Genomic DNA, 19,981 nt, shown 5'->3' on the forward strand with positions numbered 1-19,981 from the left:
CGGCGTCGGGCACACCGTACGCCCCGGTCGGGGCGGCGCGGGTGGCGACGCGGACTCTGGTGACTGTCGGAGGTCTCTTCCGCCGACGGCCCGGGGCGGGACGTCGACCGACGGAGCCGGGTCGGGTGCCGGGGGTTGGCGGTCGACCGTGCTGACGACTCCGTCGCGAGGGAATACTCCCCTCCTCGGCCGCCATTGTTCACCATCCGGGCGCGCAGGCGCATCTTCAGGCTCCCTCATTGCCGGCAGCATCACGTTCCGACACCGCGAGTCCGGCCATATCCCCTACGGCTTCCTAGGAGGATAGGCCAGGAACTCGGTTCGGTGGCGCGGCGCTGCGGGACCCGACGAACGCCGGAAACGGGACGCCGGCACCCACCCCGCCCGCCGCCTCCGTGGACGTGCGAGGCTTCGGACATGGTGCTTGAGGTCGCGCTCATCGACGTACTGCCCGGACACGAGGACGAATTCGCCGCCGCCTACGCGAAGGCGCACGCCGTCATCACGGCGGCCGAGGGCTGCCGGTCGGTCCGGATGACCCGGGGCATCGAGACCCCGACCCGCTTCGTGCTGCTGGTCGAGTGGGACTCGGTGCAGGCGCACGAGGAGAACTTCCGGGCCACCGAGGCGTTCGGGAAGTGGCGCGCGCTGATCGGCCCGCACTTCGCCGGCCCGCCCCACGTCGAGCACTTCGTCGACGTCCCCGCCTGAGCCGGAGTCGATCCACACCGGTCTTTGTCGGACCCCCGGGATACCGTGCGGCGCACGCGCGGCACACCGGCCCCGACGCGTTCGGGGGTGCCGGGTCCGGTGGCCCGCGCGTCGTGCAGCGGGCAGCCAGGCCCGGTGGCCTGCGCGACCGTGCAGCGGGCCGCCAGGTCCGGTGGTTTGTGCGGCCGTGCAGCGGGCCGCCGGATCCGATGGCCCGCGCGGTCGTGTGGTAGGTAGCCGGGTCCGGTGGCCCGCGCGGCCGTGTGGTGGGCCGCCTCAGCCGATCGACGGGGCGGAGGCGGCGTCGGGATCGGCGGACAGGTCCACCGCGTGATGTCCGTTGACCACCTCGGCCGCCCGCTCACGCAGCAGCGCCAGCGTCTCGTCGGCGCCGAGGGCGACCGACGCCAGCCACTCGCTCATCCGCTCGTAGCGGTCGACGTCGGCGTCGGAGACCAGCCGCACGTCGGCGGTCAGCGTCTCCAGCATGACCGTGCGCGGATCCGCCGGGTCGGGGAACGCGTAGCTGGTGTAGCCGGTCAGCGGATGCAGCCCGGCGCGGGGCGCGGCGGCGCGGGGCACCACCCGGACCGTGACGTGCGGCAGGTCGGCCACCGCGATCAGGTGCGCCAACTGCTCCCGCCACACCTCGGGCGGCAGGCCGCCCTGGTCGCAGACCCGCTCGTCGAGCAGCGCCGTGTAGCGGGGCGGGTCGGCGCGGCGCAGCACCTCCTGACGCAGCAGCCGGGCCCGGACGTCGGCCTCGACGTCGACCTCCGGGTGCAGCAGCCGGCCGGCGGCGATGCGCCGGCGGGCGTACCCGGGCGACTGGAGCAGACCGGGCACGACGGCCGGCTGGTACTCCACGATGACCGCCGCGCCCGCCTCCAGCTCGGCGTACGTGCGCTGCCGCTCGTGCATCTCGCCGAGGGAACGCCACCAGCCGCGGCTGGTCGCCGCGTCCCGGGCGATGACGATCAGCGCGTCCCGCTGCGGCGGCGGGACCTGGTAGACGTCCAGCAGGTCGAGCACGTCGGCGAGGTCGGGCCGGCTCTGCCCCAACTCGATGCGGGACAGTTTGGAGGTGGAGGCCCACCCGAGCAGGCCGCAGACCTGCTCCAGGGTGAGCGACCTCCGCCTGCGCAACTGGCGCAACTCGGCGCCGAGTCGCGCACGTCGAATGACCGGACTCGATGACAACGGCATCCCCGCCTCCCCACGACGGAGGGTACGCAGGACCGTCACACACTGCAATAGCTCGCTTGCGGATAGCGACCGTCCATCGTGTCCGGCGCCGGGTACCGGGTCCCGGGCGCCCGCCGCCGGCTCGTCGGCGTCCGGCCCACGACCGACGGCCGCGCCGGACGGACCCGCCGCCACCGACGGCACCGGACGGACCCGCCGCCACCGACGGCACCGGACGGACCTGCCGCGACCGGCGGCAGCGCCGGACGGACCCGCGCGACCGGCGACCGGCGCCGCCGCGCGGGGCCGGGTCAGGGCCGGTACGTGCCGAACGACCAGACGTTGCCGGCGAGGTCCCGGGCGGCGTAGTCGCGGGAGCCGTAGTCGGTGTCGAACGGCTCCCGGACGATCTCGGCGCCCGCTGCCCGGGCGCGCGCGCAGTGCGCGTCGACCTCGTCGAGCGCCACGTAGACCGTCCAGTCGTCGTCGGCCGGGCGTGGTCGGCGCCCGGCCCGCTCGCCGAGCATGATCATTCCGCTGCCGAGGACGAGTTCGGCGTGCGCCACCGCGCCGTCCGGGGCGTCGTGCACCGCGTGCACCTGGAAGCCGAAGGCGGCGCAGAGCCAGTCCATGGCGGCGCGGGCGTCGGGATAGCTGAGGACCGGATAGATGGTTCGCATCCGCCCACTGTGCCGCTCCGACGGTCAGCCGGGATTGGACGGATGTGACGTGGCCAGGCGCAGCGGGGTCGCGCCGGCGAACTCGTGGAACTCGCGGATCAGGTGCGACTGGTCGTAGTAGCCGTACTCGGCGGCCACCTCGGCGCCGCCGGGCGGCGGCGCACCCGCCGGCCGCTCACCGGTGAGCGCCGCGTGGGCCCGGGCGAAGCGCAGCAGGCGTGCCGTCGTCTTCGGGGGAAGCCCGACCTCGCGCCGGAACACGGTGGCCAGGTGACGACGGCTCCAGCCCAGCTCGGCGGCGAGCGCGCCGACGCCCACCCGCCCGGCGCTGTCGGCCAACCGGTCCCAGGCCCACGCCACGCGGGGATCGACCGGTGCGGTGGCGGCCAGCCGGGCGGTCAGCGCGGCGTCGAGCAACCGGAACCGCCCGGGCCACTGCGGCGTCTCGGCCAACCGGCGGCGCAGCCGGTCGAGCCAGCCGTCGGCGAGCCGGTCCACCGCCACCGCGCGGTTCGCCAGCTCGACCAGGGGCACGCCGAGGATCCGGCGAGCGGCCAGCGGGGCGAGCAACAGTTCCACGCCCGTGCCCACCCCCACGGTGCGGGTGGTGCACCAGCCGTCGAACGTGCCGGCCACGAACGAGTCCACCCCGTACGCGCCGCGCTCGGCGCACCGCGGGTCGACCACGTCCAGGGGCGCACCCCAGCCGAGGACCAGCACCACGAAGGCGCCGGCGGCCTCCCGGCGTACCAGGGGCAGCGCGGTCACCTCCCGATAGCCGAGGTACCGGTCGACGAAGGGGCGCAGCCGGATGTCGGGACGGCCGACGACCAGCCCCGGCTCGGCTCCGCCCCCGGCCGTCACTTCACGCCTGCGGCGTCCATCCCGCGCAGCTCCTTCTTGAGCTCGGCCACCTCGTCGCGGATCCGCGCGGCGAGTTCGAACTGCAACTCCCGGGCGGCGGCCAGCATCTGGTCGTTGAGCTCCTGGATGAGCTGCGCCAGGTCGGCGCGGGCCATCCCCTCCCGCGACGGGCCGGCGGTCGCCCGGCTGCGGCTGCGGGTCTCCTTGACCGGCGCCTTGCCCCGGGAGAGCTGCCGCACCGCGCCGCCGATCCGCGAGTTCTCGGTGTCCTCCGCCTCGCGGTAGATGTCGTCGAGGATGTCGTGGATCTTCTTGCGCAGCGGCTCCGGGCTGATGCCGTGCGCCTCGTTGTGCGCGATCTGCTTGGCCCGCCGGCGGTTGGTCTCGTCGATCGCGTCCGCCATCGACGGGGTGATCTTGTCGGCGTACATGTGGACCTGGCCGGAGACGTTCCGGGCGGCCCGGCCGATGGTCTGGATCAGCGACCGGCCGCTGCGCAGGAAACCCTCCTTGTCGGCGTCGAGGATCGCGACCAGGGAGACCTCGGGCAGGTCCAGACCCTCGCGGAGCAGGTTGATGCCGACCAGCACGTCGTAGTCGCCCTTGCGCAGCTCGCGCAGCAGCTCGACCCGGCGCAGGGTGTCGACCTCGGAGTGCAGGTAGCGCACCCGGATGCCGTTCTCCAGCAGGTAGTCCGACAGGTCCTCGGCCATCTTCTTGGTCAACGTGGTGACCAGCACCCGCTCGTCCCGCTCGGTGCGCAGCTTGATCTCGTGCATCAGGTCGTCGATCTGGCCCTTGGTGGGCTTGACCACCACCTCCGGGTCGATCAGGCCGGTCGGCCGGATCACCTGCTCGACGTACTCGCCCTGGGCCCGCTCCAGCTCCCAGGAGCCGGGGGTGGCCGAGAGGTAGACCATCTGGCCCACCCGCTCCAGGAACTCGTCGAAGCGCAGCGGCCGGTTGTCGGCGGCGCTGGGCAGCCGGAAGCCGTGGTCGATCAGCATCCGCTTGCGGGACGCGTCGCCCTCGTACATGCCGCCGATCTGCGGGATGGTCACGTGCGACTCGTCGACCACGGTGAGGAAGTCGTCGGGGAAGTAGTCGAGCAGGCAGTGCGGCGGGCTGCCGGGCAGCCGGCCGTCCATGTGCATCGAGTAGTTCTCGATGCCGGAGCAGAAGCCGACCTGCCGCATCATCTCGATGTCGTAGGTGGTGCGCATCCGCAGCCGCTGCGCCTCCAGCAGCTTGCCCTGCCGCTCCAGCTCGGCCAGCCGCTCCGCCAGCTCGGCCTCGATGTCGCGGATGGCCCGCTCCATCCGCTCCGGGCCGGCCGCGTAGTGGGTGGCCGGGAAGATCACCAGCCCGTCGACCTCCTTGACCACGTCACCGGTGAGCGGGTTGAGGTAGTAGAGCTTCTCCACCTCGTCGCCGAACAGCTCGATCCGGACGGCCAGCTCCTCGTACGCCGGGATGATCTCCAGCGTGTCGCCGCGGACCCGGAACGTCCCCCGCTGGAAGGCCATGTCGTTGCGGGTGTACTGGATGTCGACCAGCCGGCGCAGCAGTTGGTCGCGGTCGAGCTCCTGCCCGACGGCGACCCGCACCGCCCGGTCGAGGTACTCCTCCGGCGTGCCCAGACCGTAGATCGCGGAGACCGTGGCCACCACGATCACGTCGCGGCGGGTGAGCAGCGACATGGTCGCCGAGTGCCGCAGCCGCTCGACCTCCTCGTTGATCGAGGAGTCCTTCTCGATGTAGGTGTCGGTCTGCGGGATGTACGCCTCGGGCTGGTAGTAGTCGTAGTACGAGACGAAGTACTCCACCGCGTTGTGCGGCAGCAGCTCGCTGAACTCCTTGGCCAGCTGGGCGCAGAGCGTCTTGTTGGGGGCGAGCACCAGGGTCGGCCGTTGCAGCCGCTCGACCAGCCACGCCGTGGTGGCGCTCTTGCCGGTGCCGGTCGCGCCGAGCAGCACCGTGTCCCGGTCGCCGCGCCGCACCCGGCGCTCCAGCTCGTCGATCGCGGCCGGCTGGTCACCGGCGGGCTGGAACTCACTGACGACCTGGAAGCGGCCGTCCAGCCGGGGAATGTCGAGCGCCATGACCTCAACGGTACGCCGGGGGTCCGACACCGCGCGGCCACTACGGTGGGTCCGTGATCGGCTTCGATATTCGCGTTGTGTGGCACATCCCACCCGCGCTAGCCTGGATGCCGTAGGCCGCTCGCGGCGGCCGACCGGGCCGGTGGCCGGGCCCTCATCGGGCTCCCACCCCCGGCACGCGGGGTCGCAGCACCCGGACATCACCGGCGTGCGCACCCGAGCGTGGTCGCGCCCACGGCGCAGACCGGCCGCCGCGAGCGCCCCTGCGTCGTCACCCTCCGCCCCCGCCGGGCGTTTCTCCCTCGTGGAAACCTCTCCCGACCCACGTCGCCGTGGGCGCGGCCGGCGCCGCCGCGACCCGGGCCTGCGCGCCGCCCCGATCCCGCCCGACGTCTCCGCCGGCGAGCCGCCCGGCGACGAGGCGGGACGCCGCCGCACCACCCTGCTCGCCCTGGCCGTGGTCGCCACCGCCTCCGCCGCGGCCCTGGTGGCCGGGCTGCCGACCTGGGCCCCCGCCCCGGCGGGACCGGCCCGGGCGCTGACCGGGAGCGAGTCCGAACGGCTCGCCGCGACCCGGGTCACCAACTACCGCGACATCCGGGCCGGGGTACACCTCGTCGTCGGCGCCGGGCGGGCCCGCACCGACCTCGTCGGCTGGATCGACTGGGCCCGCCCGCTGGCCTACCTGGACGTGGCCGGGCCGGGCGCCGGGGCGGACCGGGGACTGCTCCAGGCGACCCCCTCCGTCGTCGTGCTCCGCCCCGACCCGGCGGCGGGACCGGCGTCGACTCCCCCGCCCCTGGACCCGCCGTCCGACCGCTGGCGGCTGCGCGACCTGCCCCCCGGGCGAGGACTGGCCGGCGCGCTCGACCTGCTCTTCCGCCTCGGCGCCCGGCACGCCGACCCGGTCGAGCCGCTGCGCCGCGGCGGGGGGCGCTGGGTGGGGCGGGAGACCGTCGGCGGCGAGCCGGTCGACGTGCTCCAGGCCGCGCTGCCCGCGCCCGCCCCGGCCACCCCCACCACCGGCGCACCCGCCCCGCCGACGGCCGGGGACGGCGATCCGCGCTGGTGGGTCGACCGCGACTCCCGGCTGCACCGGTGGCAGGGACGGCTGCCCGACGGCGCCCCGGTCACCGTCGAGCTGACCCGCCTCGACCGGCCCACGCTGCGGCCGGTCGAGGCGCTGGGCGGACGGGCGGCACTGCCCCGGACCCTCACCGACGAGGAGGGCGAGCGGCTGGCCGGGGTGCCCGACCGGTTGCGCGCCGAGGCGGGAGCCGCCGTCACCGTGACCGCCCCGCTCGGCGCCGCCGCGAACCTGCGCGGCTCCGGCTGGCTGAGCTGGTCCGCCGCGACGGCGTACCTGTCGGTGGCCGAACTGGACACCCTCGGCCGGCGTACCCTGCTGCGCCGCGACCCGGCCGGCTTCGCCCGGGCCGAGGTGCCGGTCGGGCCCGGCGCCGGCAGCGCCACCGCGCCGACCGGACCGCCGCTGCCCCCGCCGCCGGACGCCGGCTGGCGCCGGAGCGTTCGCCCCGGCGACGACCTCGACCTGCTGGTCGACACCGCCGTACGGGCGAGCGGTACGCCGCTGCGCCCCGGCGCCGCCGTGCGACTGCGCGCGGACCGGGTCGCCGGACGGGTGGTGGACGTGGTCGAGCTGCGCGTGCAGGGGCTCCGGCTGCGCTACTGGCTGGACCGGACGGGCCTGCCGCGCCGGCTGGAGCTGCGCACCCGCGCCGGGAGCTGGGCGCAGCTGGACCTGGTCCCCGGCCCGGTGCCGGCCGGCGTCGCACCGCCCCGGCCGGAGCCGTCCACCGCGCGGGCGACCACCGGGAAGCCCACCGCCTCGCCCCGCCCGCCCGCTCGGGCGCGCCGCTGACCGGTCCGGTGCCGGCCGTGCCCGGTCAGGGGCGCCAGCCGGTCCGGGCGGCCCACTCCTCGGCCCGCAGGTGCTCCTCGTCGAACCAGGGGTCCTTCGCGGTCGCGTACGCGCCGTTGTCCGGGGCGGCCGCCGCCAGCTCCCGCTTCACCATCAGGTAGGCGGCCCGCTGGTCGGGATCGGCGCGCAGGTGGTCGCGCATCAGCAGGGCGTACCGCCAGCCGGGCGAGCCGGCCACCCGCAGGTGCAGGTACGCCGGACGGGCTGGGTCGGCGCTGCCGTGCAGCCGCTTCTCCCACCGCCCCTCGCCGGCCGGACGGGGGTTGTCCCACCACTCGCCGGGCAGCCGGGGGAACCCGGCCCGGGCCAGGCGCTCGGCGAGCGGCCCGTCCGCCTCCTCGATCGAGTCGACGGTGAGCTGGATGTCGATCACGTCCTTGGCGGCGAGCCCGGGTACGGCGGTCGAGCCGATGTGGTCGACGCGCGGGTCCGCCGGGGCGGCGGCGTGCCGGATCCGGGCGGCGAGCCGGGCGTACTGCTGGGGCCAGGTGGGGTCCGGTCCGGTGAGCACCACCTGCTCGGGGCGCACCGCGCACCCGTGCCGCACGTTGTGCTCGTAGGGCAGCAGGCGGTCCTGCCAGAGGGCGTCGACCGCGGCGTGCAACTCGTCCAGGGTGCCGTCGTTGTGCAGCACCACGTCGGCCACCGCCTGCCGGCGGGCGTCGTCGGCCTGCGCGGCGATCCGCCGCTCCGCCTCGGTCCGGGACATGCCCCGGTGCCGGGCCAGTCGCCGTACCCGGGTGGCGACCTCCGTCTGCACGACCACGACCAGGTGGAACGTCGGGGCGAGCCCCACCTCCACCAGCAGCGGCACGTCGTTGACGACCACCGCGTCGGCCGGGGCGGCGGCGACGAGTTCGGCGGAGCGGGCCCGGACCCGGGGATGGGTGATCGCCTCCAGCCGGCGGCGGGCCGTGTCGTCACCGAAGACCAGGGCGCCCAGCGCCGCCCGGTCCAGCGCGCCCTGGGCGTCGAGCACCCGGTCGGAGAAGGCGGCGACGATCTCGGCCAGCCCCTCGGTGCCCGGAGCGACCACCTCGCGGGCGATCCGGTCGGAGTCCACGATCACCGCGCCCCGCTCGGCGAGCCGGGCGGCCACCGCGCTCTTGCCGGACCCGATCCCACCGGTCAAACCCACCATCAACACCCGACCAGTCAACCGGATCACCGCGCCCACCACAAACCACGCCCGCCGGGCTTCGCCGCTGCGGTTTGCGACGTGTCGCGGTGTCCAGGGTCGTGGGACACCGCGACACGCCGCACGTGGAGTGGATCAGGCGGCGGTCCGGGACAGGACGAGGGCCCCGTCCCCGCGGTCCGGTGGAACCGGATCGCGGGGACGGGGCCCGTCGTCGTCAGTGGCCGCTCCCGGCGCGGCGCGGCGTCAGCCGTGCCGGGCCGGAGTCGTCACCGGCTCACTTGCCGCCGGCGAGCTTCTCCCGCAGGGCGGCGAGCGCCTCGTCGGTGGCCAGGGTGCCGGCCGGCTCCTCGGCCTGCCGGCTCGGGGCCGTGCTGGTCGAGGTGGTGGTGCCGGCGGACACGGCCGGAGCCGGGTTGGCAGCGGCCTCGGCGTCGGCGGCACGGGAGGTCTGCACCTGCTTGGTGTGGGCCTCCCAGCGCTGACGCGCCTCGGCGTACTGCTGCTCCCAGGTCTCGCGCTGCTTCTCGTACCCCTCGAGCCACTCGCCCGTCTCCGGGTCGAAGCCCTCCGGGTAGATGTAGTTGCCCTCGGCGTCGTAGGTCGCGGCCATGCCGTAGAGGGTCGGGTCGAAGTGCTCCTCGCCCTCGACGAAGCCCTCGTTGGCCTGCTTGAGCGACAGCGAGATGCGGCGGCGCTCCAGGTCGATGTCGATGACCTTGACCATGACCTCGGAGCCGACCTGCACGACCTGCTCCGGGATCTCCACGTGGCGCTCGGCCAGCTCGGAGATGTGGACCAGGCCCTCGATGCCGTCGTCCACCCGGACGAAGGCGCCGAACGGCACCAGCTTGGTGACCTTACCCGGCACGATCTGCTGGATCGCGTGGGTGCGGGCGAACTGACGCCACGGGTCCTCCTGGGTCGCCTTCAGCGACAGCGAGACCCGCTCGCGGTCCAGGTCGACGTCCAGGACCTCGACCTCGACCTCCTGGCCGACCTCGACGACCTCGGACGGGTGGTCGATGTGCTTCCAGGACAGCTCGGAGACGTGCACGAGGCCGTCCACGCCGCCCAGGTCGACGAACGCGCCGAAGTTGACGATCGAGGAGACGACGCCCTTGCGGACCTGCCCCTTCTGCAGCTTGTTGAGGAACTCGGTGCGCACCTCGGACTGCGTCTGCTCCAGCCAGGCCCGGCGGGACAGGACCACGTTGTTGCGGTTCTTGTCCAGCTCGATGATCTTGGCCTCGAGCTCGCGGCCGACGTACGGCTGCAGGTCGCGCACCCGCCGCATCTCGACCAGGGAGGCGGGCAGGAAGCCGCGCAGCCCGATGTCGAGGATGAGGCCACCCTTGACCACCTCGATGACCGAACCGCGGACGACGCCGTCCTCGTCCTTGATCTTCTCGATCGTGCCCCAGGCCCGCTCGTACTGCGCCCGCTTCTTGGAGAGGATCAGACGACCCTCCTTGTCCTCCTTCTGGAGGACGAGGGCCTCGATGTGGTCACCGACCGAGACGACCTCGGCGGGGTCCACGTCGTGCTTGATCGACAACTCCCGAGAGGGGATGACACCCTCGGTCTTGTAGCCGATGTCGAGCAGGACCTCGTCCCGATCGACCTTGACGACGGTGCCTTCGACAATGTCGCCGTCGTTGAAGTACTTGATGGTCTCGTCGATCGCGGCGAGGAAAGCCTCCTCAGAGCCGAGATCGTCGTGGGTGACCCGGGTGGCGCTCGAGGGGGCCTCGATGCTGCTCGTCATGTGGGCGGTTGCTCCGGTCGGATGGGTTGTCACAGCAGGCGTGGTGTCGCAGTGACCATTTCGCGCCAACGGATCCGCCGCCGGGCACACCGAACGATCGCCAAGTGAAGATCATTAGTGGCTCCGGTGACCGCGCACCTGCTCCCTGCCGAGGCACACGATCCGCGAGCGCATCGTCTAGCCTACCCGCTGCATTACCACAGCGTGCAAGGCCTCCCGTCTCCTCGCGACCTCGCCACCTGCGAAAGCGGAGATATCGGCGGAAAAGCGTCACGACTGTCTCGTGCGTCACATCCGCCCCGGGAGGGACAAGGTAGCGCACCGCCGGCGCGGCCGCCGTCCGAGGTGCGCGGGGCAGGGCCTAGCGTGGACCGGGTGGATGACGACCGGGTGACCCGACGGCGGGTCGGCGACGCGGAGGCGCGCCGGGCCAACCGCGGCTGGTGGGACGCCGACGCCGACGACTACCAGGCCGAGCACGGCGCGTTCCTCGGTGACGTGGACTTCGTCTGGTGCCCGGAGGGGCTGCGCGAGGCCGACGCCCGGCTGCTGGGCGACGTCGCCGGGCGGCGGGTGCTGGAGGTCGGCTGCGGCGCCGCAGCCTGCGCCCGCTGGCTGGCCCGGCAGGGGGCCCGACCGGTCGCCTTCGACCTCTCCGCGGGGATGCTGCGCCACGCCGCGCACGCCGCCGCGACCACCGGGGTACGCGTACCGCTGGTGCAGGCCGACGCGCTGGCGCTGCCCTTCGCCGACGCCGCCTTCGACATCGCCTGCACGGCGTTCGGCGCGATTCCCTTCGTCGACGACTCCGCCGCCCTGATGGCCGAGGTGCACCGGGTGCTGCGCCCCGGCGGGCGCTGGGTCTTCTCGGTGACCCACCCGATGCGCTGGATCTTCCTGGACGACCCGGGCGAGGGCGGGCTCGTCGCCACCCACTCGTACTTCGACCGCTCCCCGTACGTGGAGCAGGACTCCCACGGCGTGGCCACCTACGTCGAGCAGCACCGCACCCTCGGCGACCGGATCCGCGAGCTGGTCGGGGCGGGCTTCCGCCTGCTCGACCTGGTGGAGCCGGAGTGGCCGGCGGGGCACGACGGGACCTGGGGGCAGTGGAGCCCGCTGCGCGGGCGACTCTTCCCCGGCACCGCCGTCTTCGTCACCGAGAAGCCGGCCTGACCCTCGACCGCACCGGTGGTCCGGCTCCGCGGTTCACGCCCCGGCGTGGAGTGAGCCGTTCGAGATCACGCTCCCGGTCGCCGAGATCACCCCGTAGCGACGGGAGCGCCGTTTCGGCCCACCGGACCCGGGTACGCGTCGACCATGGCCGAGAAGGAGTTCCGCAGGGGCGACCACGTCTCCTGGGCCAGCCACAGCGGCCGGGCGTACGGCGTGGTCAAGGAGAAGATCACCGAGCGGACGCACGTACGCGGACACGCCGTGAACGCGTCGCCGGACGACCCGCAGTACCGGATCCGCAACGACGACTCGGGCCGGGACGTCGCCCACCGACCGGAGGCGCTGCGTCATGAGCAGGAGTGAGGATCCCGAGCAGACCTACCGGGAGTTCACCGACGCGGTGAACATGAAGCCGGGCGAGCTGCGGACGTGGTTGGAGACCGACGAGTCGAAGCACGTCGGCTGGCGGAAGAAGGGCACCAAGGGCGGTGAGTCCGTCGGGCACGAGTCCGGCCGGAAGATCATCGACCTGTTGCGCCGCAAGCGGGCGGAGCTGACCGCCGCCGACTACAAGCACATGCGCAAGGTCGTCGGGTACGTGCACCGGCACATGGCGCAGCGCCCCTCCGGCGACGTCCGGGACACCAGGTGGCGCTGGTCGCTGATGAACTGGGGCCACGACCCGCTCAAGGACTGAGCCGCTCGACGTTCGCCGCGTGTTGTTACCGTGCCGGCGGTGACGACAGACACTCCGGCGCCACACCGTCACCCGCGAGCCGGACGGGTCGTCCTCGTGGCGGGCCTGGGTGCCGTCCTCGCCGCCGCCCTCTGGCTGGCCGCCACCGGGAACGGCGGCATCCGGTACAGCGCCGACCACGGGGACACCGTGCCGATGTGGACCAGGTGGATCCCGGCCCTGGTCGGGATCGCGCTGATCCGGCTGGTCCCGCCGCGTACCGACCCACGGTGGCCGGACCCGGTCGCGCCGTACCGCGAGGCGGTACCGCTGCTGCTGGCCGGGATCGCGTTCGCCGCCGTCCTGCCGCTGCTCGGCGGCGAACCGGCGTACACCGTGGGCAAGCTCGCCCTGCTGCTCGGCGTACCGGCCGTGGTGTTCCTGGCCGCCCGTCGGCGCCCGCCGCGCTGGCGCCCCGGGCCGGACCCGACCGGCGCCGCCTACCGGTGGGGTCCGGCGCTGCCGGTGGCCGGGTGGCTGGTGCTCAGCTACGCGACCCCGCTGGCGGTGCCGGCCAGCGACTGGGGGCGGACCGTCACGCCGGCGGAGCTGATCGCCACGATCCTGGTGGCGTTCGCCGTGAACGCCCTGCTGGAGGAGGTCTTCTACCGGCGGTGGCTGCAGACCCGGTGGGAGTCCCTGCTGGGCCGGTGGCCGGCCGTCGTGCTGGCGTCCCTGGTCTGGGCGGTCTGGCACGTGACCATCCAGGGCACCGGCCGGCTCGGCACCGACCTCGCCGCCGTGGTGGTCAACCAGGGCGTGCTCGGGCTCTTCCTCGGCTACCTGTGGTCCCGGTACCGCAGGATGTGGCCGTTGTTGGTCGTGCACGGGGCGGTCAACGCGGTGCCGATCCTGCTCGGCCTGTAGCCCGGTCACCCGTCCCGCCGCCGCTCCGACCGCCGCCGGCCCGGCAGCTCGACGGGCACGCGGTCGAGCGGAGACGGCCGCCCCACTGCCGAACGATCCGGGGCGGCGTGGACACCAGCCGTGGCCAGCAGGCCGGCCGCCCCGGCGCCGTCGTCAGTGGTCGGCGCTGTTCCAGTCCCGGCCTTCGCCGACCGACACCTCCAGCGGCACCGACAGCGGGTACGCCCCACCCATCTCCCGCCGCACCAGCGCCTCCACCGTCTCCCGCTCCCCGGGTGCGACCTCGAAGACCAGCTCGTCGTGCACCTGCAACAGCATCCGCGAGCGCAGGCCGGCGTCGCGCAGCGCGGTGTCGACGTGCAGCATGGCGACCTTGATGATGTCGGCCGCCGAACCCTGGATCGGGGCGTTGAGCGCCATCCGCTCGGCCATCTCCCGGCGCTGGCGGTTGTCGCTGACCAGGTCCGGCAGGTAGCGGCGGCGGCCCAGGATGGTGGAGGTGTAGCCGTCCTGGCGGGCCCGGGCCACCACCTCGTGCAGGTAGTCGCGCACCCCGCCGAAGCCGGCGAAGTAGTTCTCCATCAGCCCGCGCGCCTCCTCGGCGCTGATGCCGAGCTGCTGGGACAGGCCGAACGCGCTCAGGCCGTACGCCAGGCCGTAGTTCATCGCCTTGATCTTGCGTCGCTGGTCGGCGGTGACCTCGTCGACCGGCACCCCGAAGACCGACGAGGCGGTCGCGGCGTGGAAGTCCGCGCCGGAGTTGAACGCCTCGATCAGCGCGTCGTCCGACGACAGGTGCGCCATGATCCGCATCTCGATCTGGCTGTAGTCGGCGGTGAGCAGGCACTCGTACCCCTCCCCCACCACGAAGGCGCGCCGGATGCGCCGCCCTTCCTCGGTGCGGATGGGGATGTTCTGCAGGTTCGGCTCGGTCGAGGAGAGCCGGCCGGTGGCCGCCACGGTCTGGTTGAAGGTGGTGTGGATGCGGGCGTCGTCCGAGACCGACTTCAGCAGCCCGTCCACCGTGGACTTCAGCTTGGCCACGTCCCGGTGGCGCAGCAGGTGCTCCAGCACCGGGTGCGGGTTCTGCGCGTACAGCCACTGCAGGGCGTCGGCGTCGGTGGTGTAGCCCGTCTTGATCTTCTTGGTCTTGGGCAGGCCCAGCTCACCGAAGAGGATCTCCTGCAGCTGCTTGGGCGAGCCGAGGTTGAACTCCCGCCCGACCGCCTCGTACGCGCCCTGCGCCGCGGCCTTCACCTCGGCGGCGAAGTGCGCCTCCAGCTCCGACAGGTACTGCGTGTCGGCGGCGATGCCGATCCGCTCCATGTCGGCGAGCACCCGCATCAGCGGCAGCTCCACCCCGGCCATCAGCCGGGCGGACTGCTCGCCGTCGCGGGACAGCTCGGCGTCGATCGCGTCGGCCAGGTCGAGGGTGGCCCGGGCCTGGAGCATCAGGTTCTGCTCGGCCACGCCGTCGTCGCCCAGCCCGTCCAGGGTGAGCTGCCCGGTCTCCGGCGCGTCGACCCGCAACTCCCGGTGCAGGTAGCGCAGCGCCAGGTCGGTCAGGTCGTACGAGCGCTGGTCGGGGCGGGCCAGGTAGGCGGCGATCTGGGTGTCCCGGGCGATGCCGTCGAGGGCCCAGCCGTGCGCGGCGAAGGCGAGCACCGCCGGCTTGCTGTCGTGCAGCACCTTGGGCCGGGCCGCATCGGCCAGCCAGGCCGCGAGGGCCGACTCGTCGGCCGGCTCCAGCCGGGCCGGGTCGAACCAGGCCGCCGCCCCGCCGGAGGTGGCCAGCGCCATGCCGGTCACCGAGGCGGTGTGCCGCCGGTTGGGGCCGGTGTCGAGCTTGACCGCCAGCCCGACGGCGGTGCCGGTGGGGGCGTGTGTCGCCAACCAGCCGGCCAGCGCGCCGGGCGCGGTGAGCACCTCGCCGTCCAGGTCGAAGCCGGCCTCGGCCTCCGGCTCGACCGCCTCCAGGTACTGGTAGAGCCGGTCGCGCAGGATGCGGAACTGGAGAGTGTCGAAGACCTGGTGCACGGCCTCGCGGTCCCAGCCCTGCCAGCGGGTGTCCTCCGGGCGCACCGGCAGGTCCAGGTCGGAGACCAGGCAGTTGATCTCGTAGTTGCGGATCACGTCGGCCAGCCGCTCGCGCAGGCTGTCGCCCGCCTTGCCCTTGATCTCGTCGGCCCGGGCGATGACCCCGTCGACCCCGCCGTACGTGTTGATCCACTTCGCGGCGGTCTTCGGCCCCACGCCGGGGATGCCGGGCAGATTGTCGCTGGTCTCCCCGACCAGGGCGGCCAGGTCGCGGTAGCGCTGCGGGCCGACGCCGTACTTCGCCTCGACGGCGGCCGGATCCATCCGGGCCAGGTCGGAGACGCCCTTGCGCGGGTAGAGCACGGTGACGTCGTCGCCGACGAGCTGGAAGGCGTCCCGGTCGCCGGTGGTGATCAGCACCTTCATGCCCTGGTCACGGGCCTGGCAGGCGAGGGTGGCGATGACGTCGTCGGCCTCGTAGCCCTCCTTCTCCACCACCGGGATCCGCAGCGCGGCCAGCACCTCCTTGACCAGGCTGACCTGGCCCTTGAAGTCGGTCGGGGTCTCGCTGCGGCCGGCCTTGTACTCCGCGTACTTCTCGGTGCGGAAGGAGCGGCGGGAGACGTCGAAGGCCACGATGATGTGGGTCGGCTGCTCGTCGCGCAGCACGTTGATCAGCATCGAGGTGAAGCCGTACACCGCGTTGGTCGGCTGACCCGTCGTGGTGGAGAAGTTCTCCACCGGCAGGGCGAAGAAGGCCCGGTATGCCAGGGAGTGTCCGTCGACGAGAAGCAGGCGCGGCGTCGTAGCTGTCACGGCAGCGACTCTAGTCCGTACCGCCGACATCCCCACGACGGCGGCACCGCGCCACGGGACGGAAACCGACGGCGGACGCGGCCGGGCCGGAACGCCGCGCGGCCGCCCACCCCACCGGGGTGGACGGCCGCGACGGCACGACGACCTCAGGCCACGCCGAGGTACGCCTCCTTGACCGCCGGGTCGTGCAGCAGGTCCTGCCCGGACCCCTCCTTGACGATCCGACCGGTCTCCAGCACGTAGCCCCGGTGGGCGCGGGAGAGCGCCTGCTGGGCGTTCTGCTCCACCAGCAGGATCGTGGTGCCCTGCTGGTTGATCTCCGTGATGATGTCGAAGATCTGCCGGATCACCATCGGGGCCAGGCCCATCGACGGCTCGTCCAGAAGCAGCAGCTTCGGCCGGCTCATCAGCGCCCGGCCGACGGCCAGCATCTGCTGCTCACCGCCGGAGAGCGTGCCGCCGGGCTGCTTGCGCCGCTCGCGCAGCCGCGGGAACAGCTCCAGCACCTTCTCCAGGTCGGCGGCGATGCCGGCGGAGTCCCGCCGGGTGTACGCCCCCATGTCGAGGTTCTCCAGCACCGTCATGCCGGGGAAGATCTGCCGGCCCTCGGGCGACTGGCACAGACCCCGGACCACCCGCAGGTCGGCGCGGAGCTTGCTGATGTCCTCGCCGTTGAAGGTGATCCGGCCACCGGCGAGCGACCGGATCCCGGAGATCGCCCGCATGGTGGTGGTCTTGCCGGCGCCGTTCGCGCCGATCAGGGCCACCACCTCGCCCTCGTTGACGGTCAGGCTGATGCCGTGCAGGGCCTCGATGCGGCCGTACGACACCGTGACGTTGTCCAACTCAAGCAGCGTCATCAGCGGACTCCCCCAGGTACGCGGCGATCACCTTCGGGTCCCGGCTGACGTCGGCCGGTGCCCCTTCGGCGATCTTCCGGCCGAACTCCAGCACCACGATCCGGTCGGTCACGCCCATGACCAGGCGCATGTCGTGCTCGATGAGCAGCACGGTCAGCCCCATGTCGCGGATCCTGCGGATCAGCCCGAGCAGCTCCTCCTTCTCCGCCGGGTTGAAGCCGGCGGCCGGCTCGTCCAGGCAGATCAGCTTCGGCTCGGTCGCGAGGGCCCGGGCGATCTCCAGGCGGCGCTGGTAGCCGTACGGCAGGTTGCGCGCCGCGTCGTTCGCCCGGTCGGCGATGCCGACGAAGCGCAGCAGCTCCATCGCCTTCGCCTCGGCCGCCCGCTCCTCCAGGACGTGCCGGGACAGGCCGAAGGTCTTGGCGAACGACCGCCGGATCTGCTGCCACGTCCGGAAGGGTTCGGAAGTGGCGGTGACCTGGGGCAGCTCGTGCGGCTTGGGCTTGAGCCGGGGCACCCGGAACAGCGCCCCCGGCACGCTGGTCCTGTGCCGGGAGTCGGTCCCGACGATGACGTTCTCCAACGCCGTCATCTCCGGGAACAGGCGGATGTTCTGGAAGGTCCGGGAGATGCCCATCCGGCTGATCTGGTGCGGCTTGCGGCCGGTGACCCGCTCGCCGCGGAACCGGACCGCCCCGGAGGTCGGCCGGTACACCCCGGTCATCACGTTGAAGCTGGTGGTCTTGCCCGCGCCGTTCGGCCCGATCAAGCCCAGGATCTCACCCTCGTAGATCTGGAAATTGATCTTGTCGAGGGCGACCACACCGCCGAAGCGGAGAGTCACGTCGTCGACCTCGAGCAGCACGGGGCGGGGCCCCGGCTGGGTCGGGATCTTCGGCGCCACGGTGCCGGTGGTCTGGTCAGACATGAGCGGGCGCCTCCTCTGCCTCCGCCGCACGGTCCTTCAACTCGCGGGTGCGTCGCCGGCTGGGGATCAGGCCCTGCGGACGCAGGATCATCACCAGCACCATGGCCAGGCCGAAGGCCAGCCACCGGTAGTCGGCGATCTCCCGGAACCGCTCGGGCAGGTAGGCCAGCAGCACCGCGCCGAGCGAGACGCCGACCATGTTCCCCGAGCCGCCGACCACGACCATCGCCACGAAGAGGATGGACAGGTTGACGTTGAACTGGGTCGGGTCGATGAACGCGTTGCGGCTGGCGAACAGGAACCCGGACAGGCCGCCCAGGGCCGCGCCGATGGCGAACGCCCAGAGCTTGAACTTGAACGGGTAGACCCCCATCACCGCGGCGGCGTCCTCGTCCTCGCGGACCGCCAGCCAGGCCCGGCCGACCCGGCTGTGCTCCAGCCGGCGTACCGCGAAGACCATCAGCAGCACCACCGTGATGGCCAGCCAGTACCACGGCTTGGCGTCGATCAGGCCGAAGACCTGGTTGTCCGCCGACGGCGGGCCCTCCGGGCCCGGGATGGCGGAGATGCCCTGCGGGCCGTTGGTGAGCGAGTTGGAGTTGCGGGCGACGATGCGGATGATCTCGCCGAAGCCGAGGGTCACGATGGCCAGGTAGTCACCGCGCAGCCGCAGCGTCGGCCAGCCCAGCAGCACCCCGGAGATCAGCGTCAGCACGATCGCGATGAACAGGCAGATCGCCCAGGTCACCGCCCAGGTCGACGGCAGGTCGAACTCCCGCTGGATCCACTTCACCACCGGCGAGTTGACCGAGCCGAAGAGCGCGACACTGTACGCCCCGATGGCGAAGAAGCCGATGTAGCCGAGGTCGAGCAGGCCGGCCAGGCCGACCACCACGTTCAGGCCGATGGCCACCAGCACGTAGATGGCGCAGACGAAGAGCACGCCGGCCCAGTTGTTGCCACCGGCGATCGAGTCGGTGCGCAGCCAGGTGAGGCCCGGGATGCCGAGCAGCGGCAGGTAGTAGAGGAACGCCACGAACGCGAGGAACGCGGCGATCCGCTGCCACTTCGGCAACGCCCGGAACCGGTCGCCGACGGAGTTCAGCAGGCCGACCCGCCGTTGGTCCGCGTTACGGATCTTGTCGATCATGCGCGTGCCCTTCCCAGCGACTCACCCAACAGGCCGGTCGGACGGAACATCAGCACCACGACCAGCACCACGAAGGCGATGACGTCCTCCCAGTTGGACGCGAAGAGCGTGGCGCCGTAGACCTCGACGATGCCGAGGAACAGGCCACCCACCAGCGCGCCACGCAGGTTGCCGATACCGCCGAGCACGGCCGCCGTGAACGCCTTGAGGCCCAGCACGAAGCCGATGCTGTTCTGGGTGAAGCCGAACCGCATGCTCCACAGCAGCGCGGCCGCGCCCGCCATGATGCCGCCGAGCACGAAGATCAGCATGATCACGCGCTCCTGGTTGACACCCATCAGGGCGGCCGTCTCCGGGTTCTGGGCCACCGCGCGCACGCCCCGGCCGTACCGGGTGCGGTTGATGAACCAGTCCAGCAGCGCCATCATGACCACGGCGGAGACGAAGACGATCACCTGGATGTTGGTGATCTGCGTGCCGCCGATCTCGAACAGGGTCTCCTGCTTCAGGATCGTCGGCATGCCGACGATCTGCCGTGCCCGGCCGAACATCGACGGCAGCGCGCCGCCGGCCACGTCGGGCAGGAGCAGGCCGAAGACCTCGACCAGCACCAGAGAGAGGCCGATCGCGGTGATCAGGAAGATCAGCGGCGGGGCGTTCTTGCGCCGCAGCGGGCGGTAGGCGATCCGCTCGATCGCCAGGGCCGTGCCGCCCGAGGCAGCCGCCGCGACGACCAGACCGATGACCAGGAAGAGGATGGCCTGGCCGATCGGCGGGTTATTTTCCACCCCGAGCGCGGTCCACACGCCCAGCACCGCGAAGGTGCCGACCATGAAGACCTCGGAGTGGGCGAAGTTGATCAGACGCAGCACGCCGTAGACGAGGGTGTAGCCCAGAGCGATCAGGGCGTAGATCGCCCCCTTGGACAGCCCGTCGACGGTGTGCTGGCCGAGGTGGCCGAAGAGTTCGTCGAAATTCACCGGGGTCTCCTTGCATCGAGTGCGGCCGGGGACGACACCCC

At 72.7% G+C, this 19,981-nt stretch carries 17 protein-coding genes; 6 read left to right on the top strand and 11 right to left on the bottom strand.

Features of this window, described 5'->3' with window-relative positions; translation table 11 throughout:
• The first annotated feature begins 417 nt into the window (after positions 1–417).
• Positions 418–711 carry an antibiotic biosynthesis monooxygenase family protein gene (locus GA0070614_RS06855; protein WP_088975159.1) on the top strand — a complete coding sequence of 98 codons (294 nt, stop codon included), beginning with the start codon at positions 418–420 and terminating at the stop codon, positions 709–711.
• 276 nt (positions 712–987) lie between these two features.
• Here the strand turns inward: GA0070614_RS06855 and GA0070614_RS06860 are convergent, their stop codons facing one another.
• The 4 genes from GA0070614_RS06860 to uvrB form a co-directional block, all read right to left on the bottom strand.
• Complete coding sequence (locus tag GA0070614_RS06860) at positions 988–1,917, bottom strand: DUF5753 domain-containing protein (RefSeq protein WP_088975160.1); 930 nt, start codon at positions 1,915–1,917, stop codon at positions 988–990.
• 290 nt (positions 1,918–2,207) lie between these two features.
• Positions 2,208–2,576 carry a VOC family protein gene (locus tag GA0070614_RS06865; RefSeq protein WP_088975161.1) on the bottom strand — a complete coding sequence of 123 codons (369 nt, stop codon included), beginning with the start codon at positions 2,574–2,576 and terminating at the stop codon, positions 2,208–2,210.
• Positions 2,577–2,600: 24 nt separating this feature from the next.
• Positions 2,601–3,440, bottom strand: coding sequence for a helix-turn-helix domain-containing protein (locus GA0070614_RS06870; protein WP_231933566.1), 840 nt, complete (start codon positions 3,438–3,440; stop codon positions 2,601–2,603).
• On the bottom strand, positions 3,437–5,542 hold the full coding sequence (uvrB, locus tag GA0070614_RS06875) for an excinuclease ABC subunit UvrB (protein WP_088975162.1): 2,106 nt from the start codon (positions 5,540–5,542) through the stop codon (positions 3,437–3,439). The genes GA0070614_RS06870 and uvrB overlap by 4 nt, the downstream gene beginning before the upstream one ends.
• 304 nt (positions 5,543–5,846) lie before the next feature.
• Between uvrB and GA0070614_RS06880 the strand changes: the two genes are divergently transcribed.
• A complete protein-coding gene (locus GA0070614_RS06880; RefSeq protein ID WP_197701429.1) occupies positions 5,847–7,424 on the top strand; it encodes a hypothetical protein in 1,578 nt (525 codons plus the stop codon).
• A 25-nt stretch (positions 7,425–7,449) separates the two neighbouring features.
• On the opposite strand, the gene coaE is transcribed toward GA0070614_RS06880, so the two are convergent.
• On the bottom strand, positions 7,450–8,631 hold the full coding sequence (coaE, locus tag GA0070614_RS06885) for a dephospho-CoA kinase (RefSeq protein WP_088975163.1): 1,182 nt from the start codon (positions 8,629–8,631) through the stop codon (positions 7,450–7,452).
• Positions 8,632–8,899: 268 nt separating this feature from the next.
• On the bottom strand, positions 8,900–10,390 hold the full coding sequence (gene rpsA / locus GA0070614_RS06890; protein WP_088975164.1) for a 30S ribosomal protein S1: 1,491 nt from the start codon (positions 10,388–10,390) through the stop codon (positions 8,900–8,902).
• A 366-nt stretch (positions 10,391–10,756) separates the two neighbouring features.
• On the opposite strand from rpsA, the gene GA0070614_RS06895 reads away from it, so the two are divergent.
• The 4 genes from GA0070614_RS06895 (at position 10,757) to GA0070614_RS06910 (ending at position 13,169) form a co-directional block, all read left to right on the top strand.
• The gene (locus GA0070614_RS06895; RefSeq protein ID WP_408630738.1) at positions 10,757–11,566 is read left to right on the top strand and encodes a class I SAM-dependent methyltransferase; all 810 of its coding nucleotides are present in this window, start codon (positions 10,757–10,759) and stop codon (positions 11,564–11,566) included.
• Between the two features lie 144 nt (positions 11,567–11,710).
• Positions 11,711–11,929, top strand: coding sequence for a hypervirulence associated TUDOR domain-containing protein (locus tag GA0070614_RS06900; protein WP_088975165.1), 219 nt, complete (start codon positions 11,711–11,713; stop codon positions 11,927–11,929).
• Entirely contained in the window at positions 11,916–12,263 is a 348-nt protein-coding gene (locus GA0070614_RS06905) for a DUF3140 domain-containing protein (RefSeq protein ID WP_088975166.1), read from the top strand. Before GA0070614_RS06900 ends, GA0070614_RS06905 begins: the two co-directional genes overlap by 14 nt.
• A 96-nt stretch (positions 12,264–12,359) precedes the next feature.
• The gene (locus GA0070614_RS06910) at positions 12,360–13,169 is read left to right on the top strand and encodes a CPBP family intramembrane glutamic endopeptidase (protein WP_231933567.1); all 810 of its coding nucleotides are present in this window, start codon (positions 12,360–12,362) and stop codon (positions 13,167–13,169) included.
• 153 nt (positions 13,170–13,322) lie between these two features.
• Here GA0070614_RS06910 and polA read toward each other — a convergent pair whose 3' ends face one another.
• From polA to GA0070614_RS06935, 5 genes are all read right to left on the bottom strand, one after another.
• Positions 13,323–16,022, bottom strand: a complete 2,700-nt coding sequence (gene polA / locus GA0070614_RS06915) for a DNA polymerase I (protein ID WP_088975167.1) — start codon at positions 16,020–16,022, stop codon at positions 13,323–13,325.
• 146 nt (positions 16,023–16,168) lie between these two features.
• Complete coding sequence (locus GA0070614_RS06920; RefSeq protein WP_088975168.1) at positions 16,169–16,882, bottom strand: ABC transporter ATP-binding protein; 714 nt, start codon at positions 16,880–16,882, stop codon at positions 16,169–16,171.
• Entirely contained in the window at positions 16,869–17,810 is a 942-nt protein-coding gene (locus GA0070614_RS06925) for an ABC transporter ATP-binding protein (RefSeq protein WP_088975169.1), read from the bottom strand. The genes GA0070614_RS06920 and GA0070614_RS06925 overlap by 14 nt, the downstream gene beginning before the upstream one ends.
• Positions 17,803–18,960 carry a branched-chain amino acid ABC transporter permease gene (locus GA0070614_RS06930; RefSeq protein WP_088975170.1) on the bottom strand — a complete coding sequence of 386 codons (1,158 nt, stop codon included), beginning with the start codon at positions 18,958–18,960 and terminating at the stop codon, positions 17,803–17,805. The genes GA0070614_RS06925 and GA0070614_RS06930 overlap by 8 nt, the downstream gene beginning before the upstream one ends.
• Positions 18,957–19,940, bottom strand: coding sequence for a branched-chain amino acid ABC transporter permease (locus GA0070614_RS06935; protein ID WP_088975171.1), 984 nt, complete (start codon positions 19,938–19,940; stop codon positions 18,957–18,959). Before GA0070614_RS06935 ends, GA0070614_RS06930 begins: the two co-directional genes overlap by 4 nt.
• Between the last annotated feature and the right edge of the window lie 41 nt (positions 19,941–19,981).

Source organism: Micromonospora coxensis (genome assembly GCF_900090295.1).
Taxonomy (GTDB): domain Bacteria; phylum Actinomycetota; class Actinomycetes; order Mycobacteriales; family Micromonosporaceae; genus Micromonospora; species Micromonospora coxensis.

Coding starts and splice junctions, on each gene's coding strand:
- GA0070614_RS06900 (WP_088975165.1), top strand. CDS start 11,711: ATGGCCGAGAAGGAGTTCCGCAGGGGCGACCACGTCTCCTGGGCCAGC.
- GA0070614_RS06860 (WP_088975160.1), bottom strand. CDS start 1,917: ATGCCGTTGTCATCGAGTCCGGTCATTCGACGTGCGCGACTCGGCGCC.
- rpsA (WP_088975164.1), bottom strand. CDS start 10,390: ATGACGAGCAGCATCGAGGCCCCCTCGAGCGCCACCCGGGTCACCCAC.
- GA0070614_RS06905 (WP_088975166.1), top strand. CDS start 11,916: ATGAGCAGGAGTGAGGATCCCGAGCAGACCTACCGGGAGTTCACCGAC.
- GA0070614_RS06920 (WP_088975168.1), bottom strand. CDS start 16,882: ATGACGCTGCTTGAGTTGGACAACGTCACGGTGTCGTACGGCCGCATC.
- GA0070614_RS06865 (WP_088975161.1), bottom strand. CDS start 2,576: ATGCGAACCATCTATCCGGTCCTCAGCTATCCCGACGCCCGCGCCGCC.
- uvrB (WP_088975162.1), bottom strand. CDS start 5,542: ATGGCGCTCGACATTCCCCGGCTGGACGGCCGCTTCCAGGTCGTCAGT.
- GA0070614_RS06925 (WP_088975169.1), bottom strand. CDS start 17,810: ATGTCTGACCAGACCACCGGCACCGTGGCGCCGAAGATCCCGACCCAG.
- GA0070614_RS06930 (WP_088975170.1), bottom strand. CDS start 18,960: ATGATCGACAAGATCCGTAACGCGGACCAACGGCGGGTCGGCCTGCTG.
- GA0070614_RS06855 (WP_088975159.1), top strand. CDS start 418: ATGGTGCTTGAGGTCGCGCTCATCGACGTACTGCCCGGACACGAGGAC.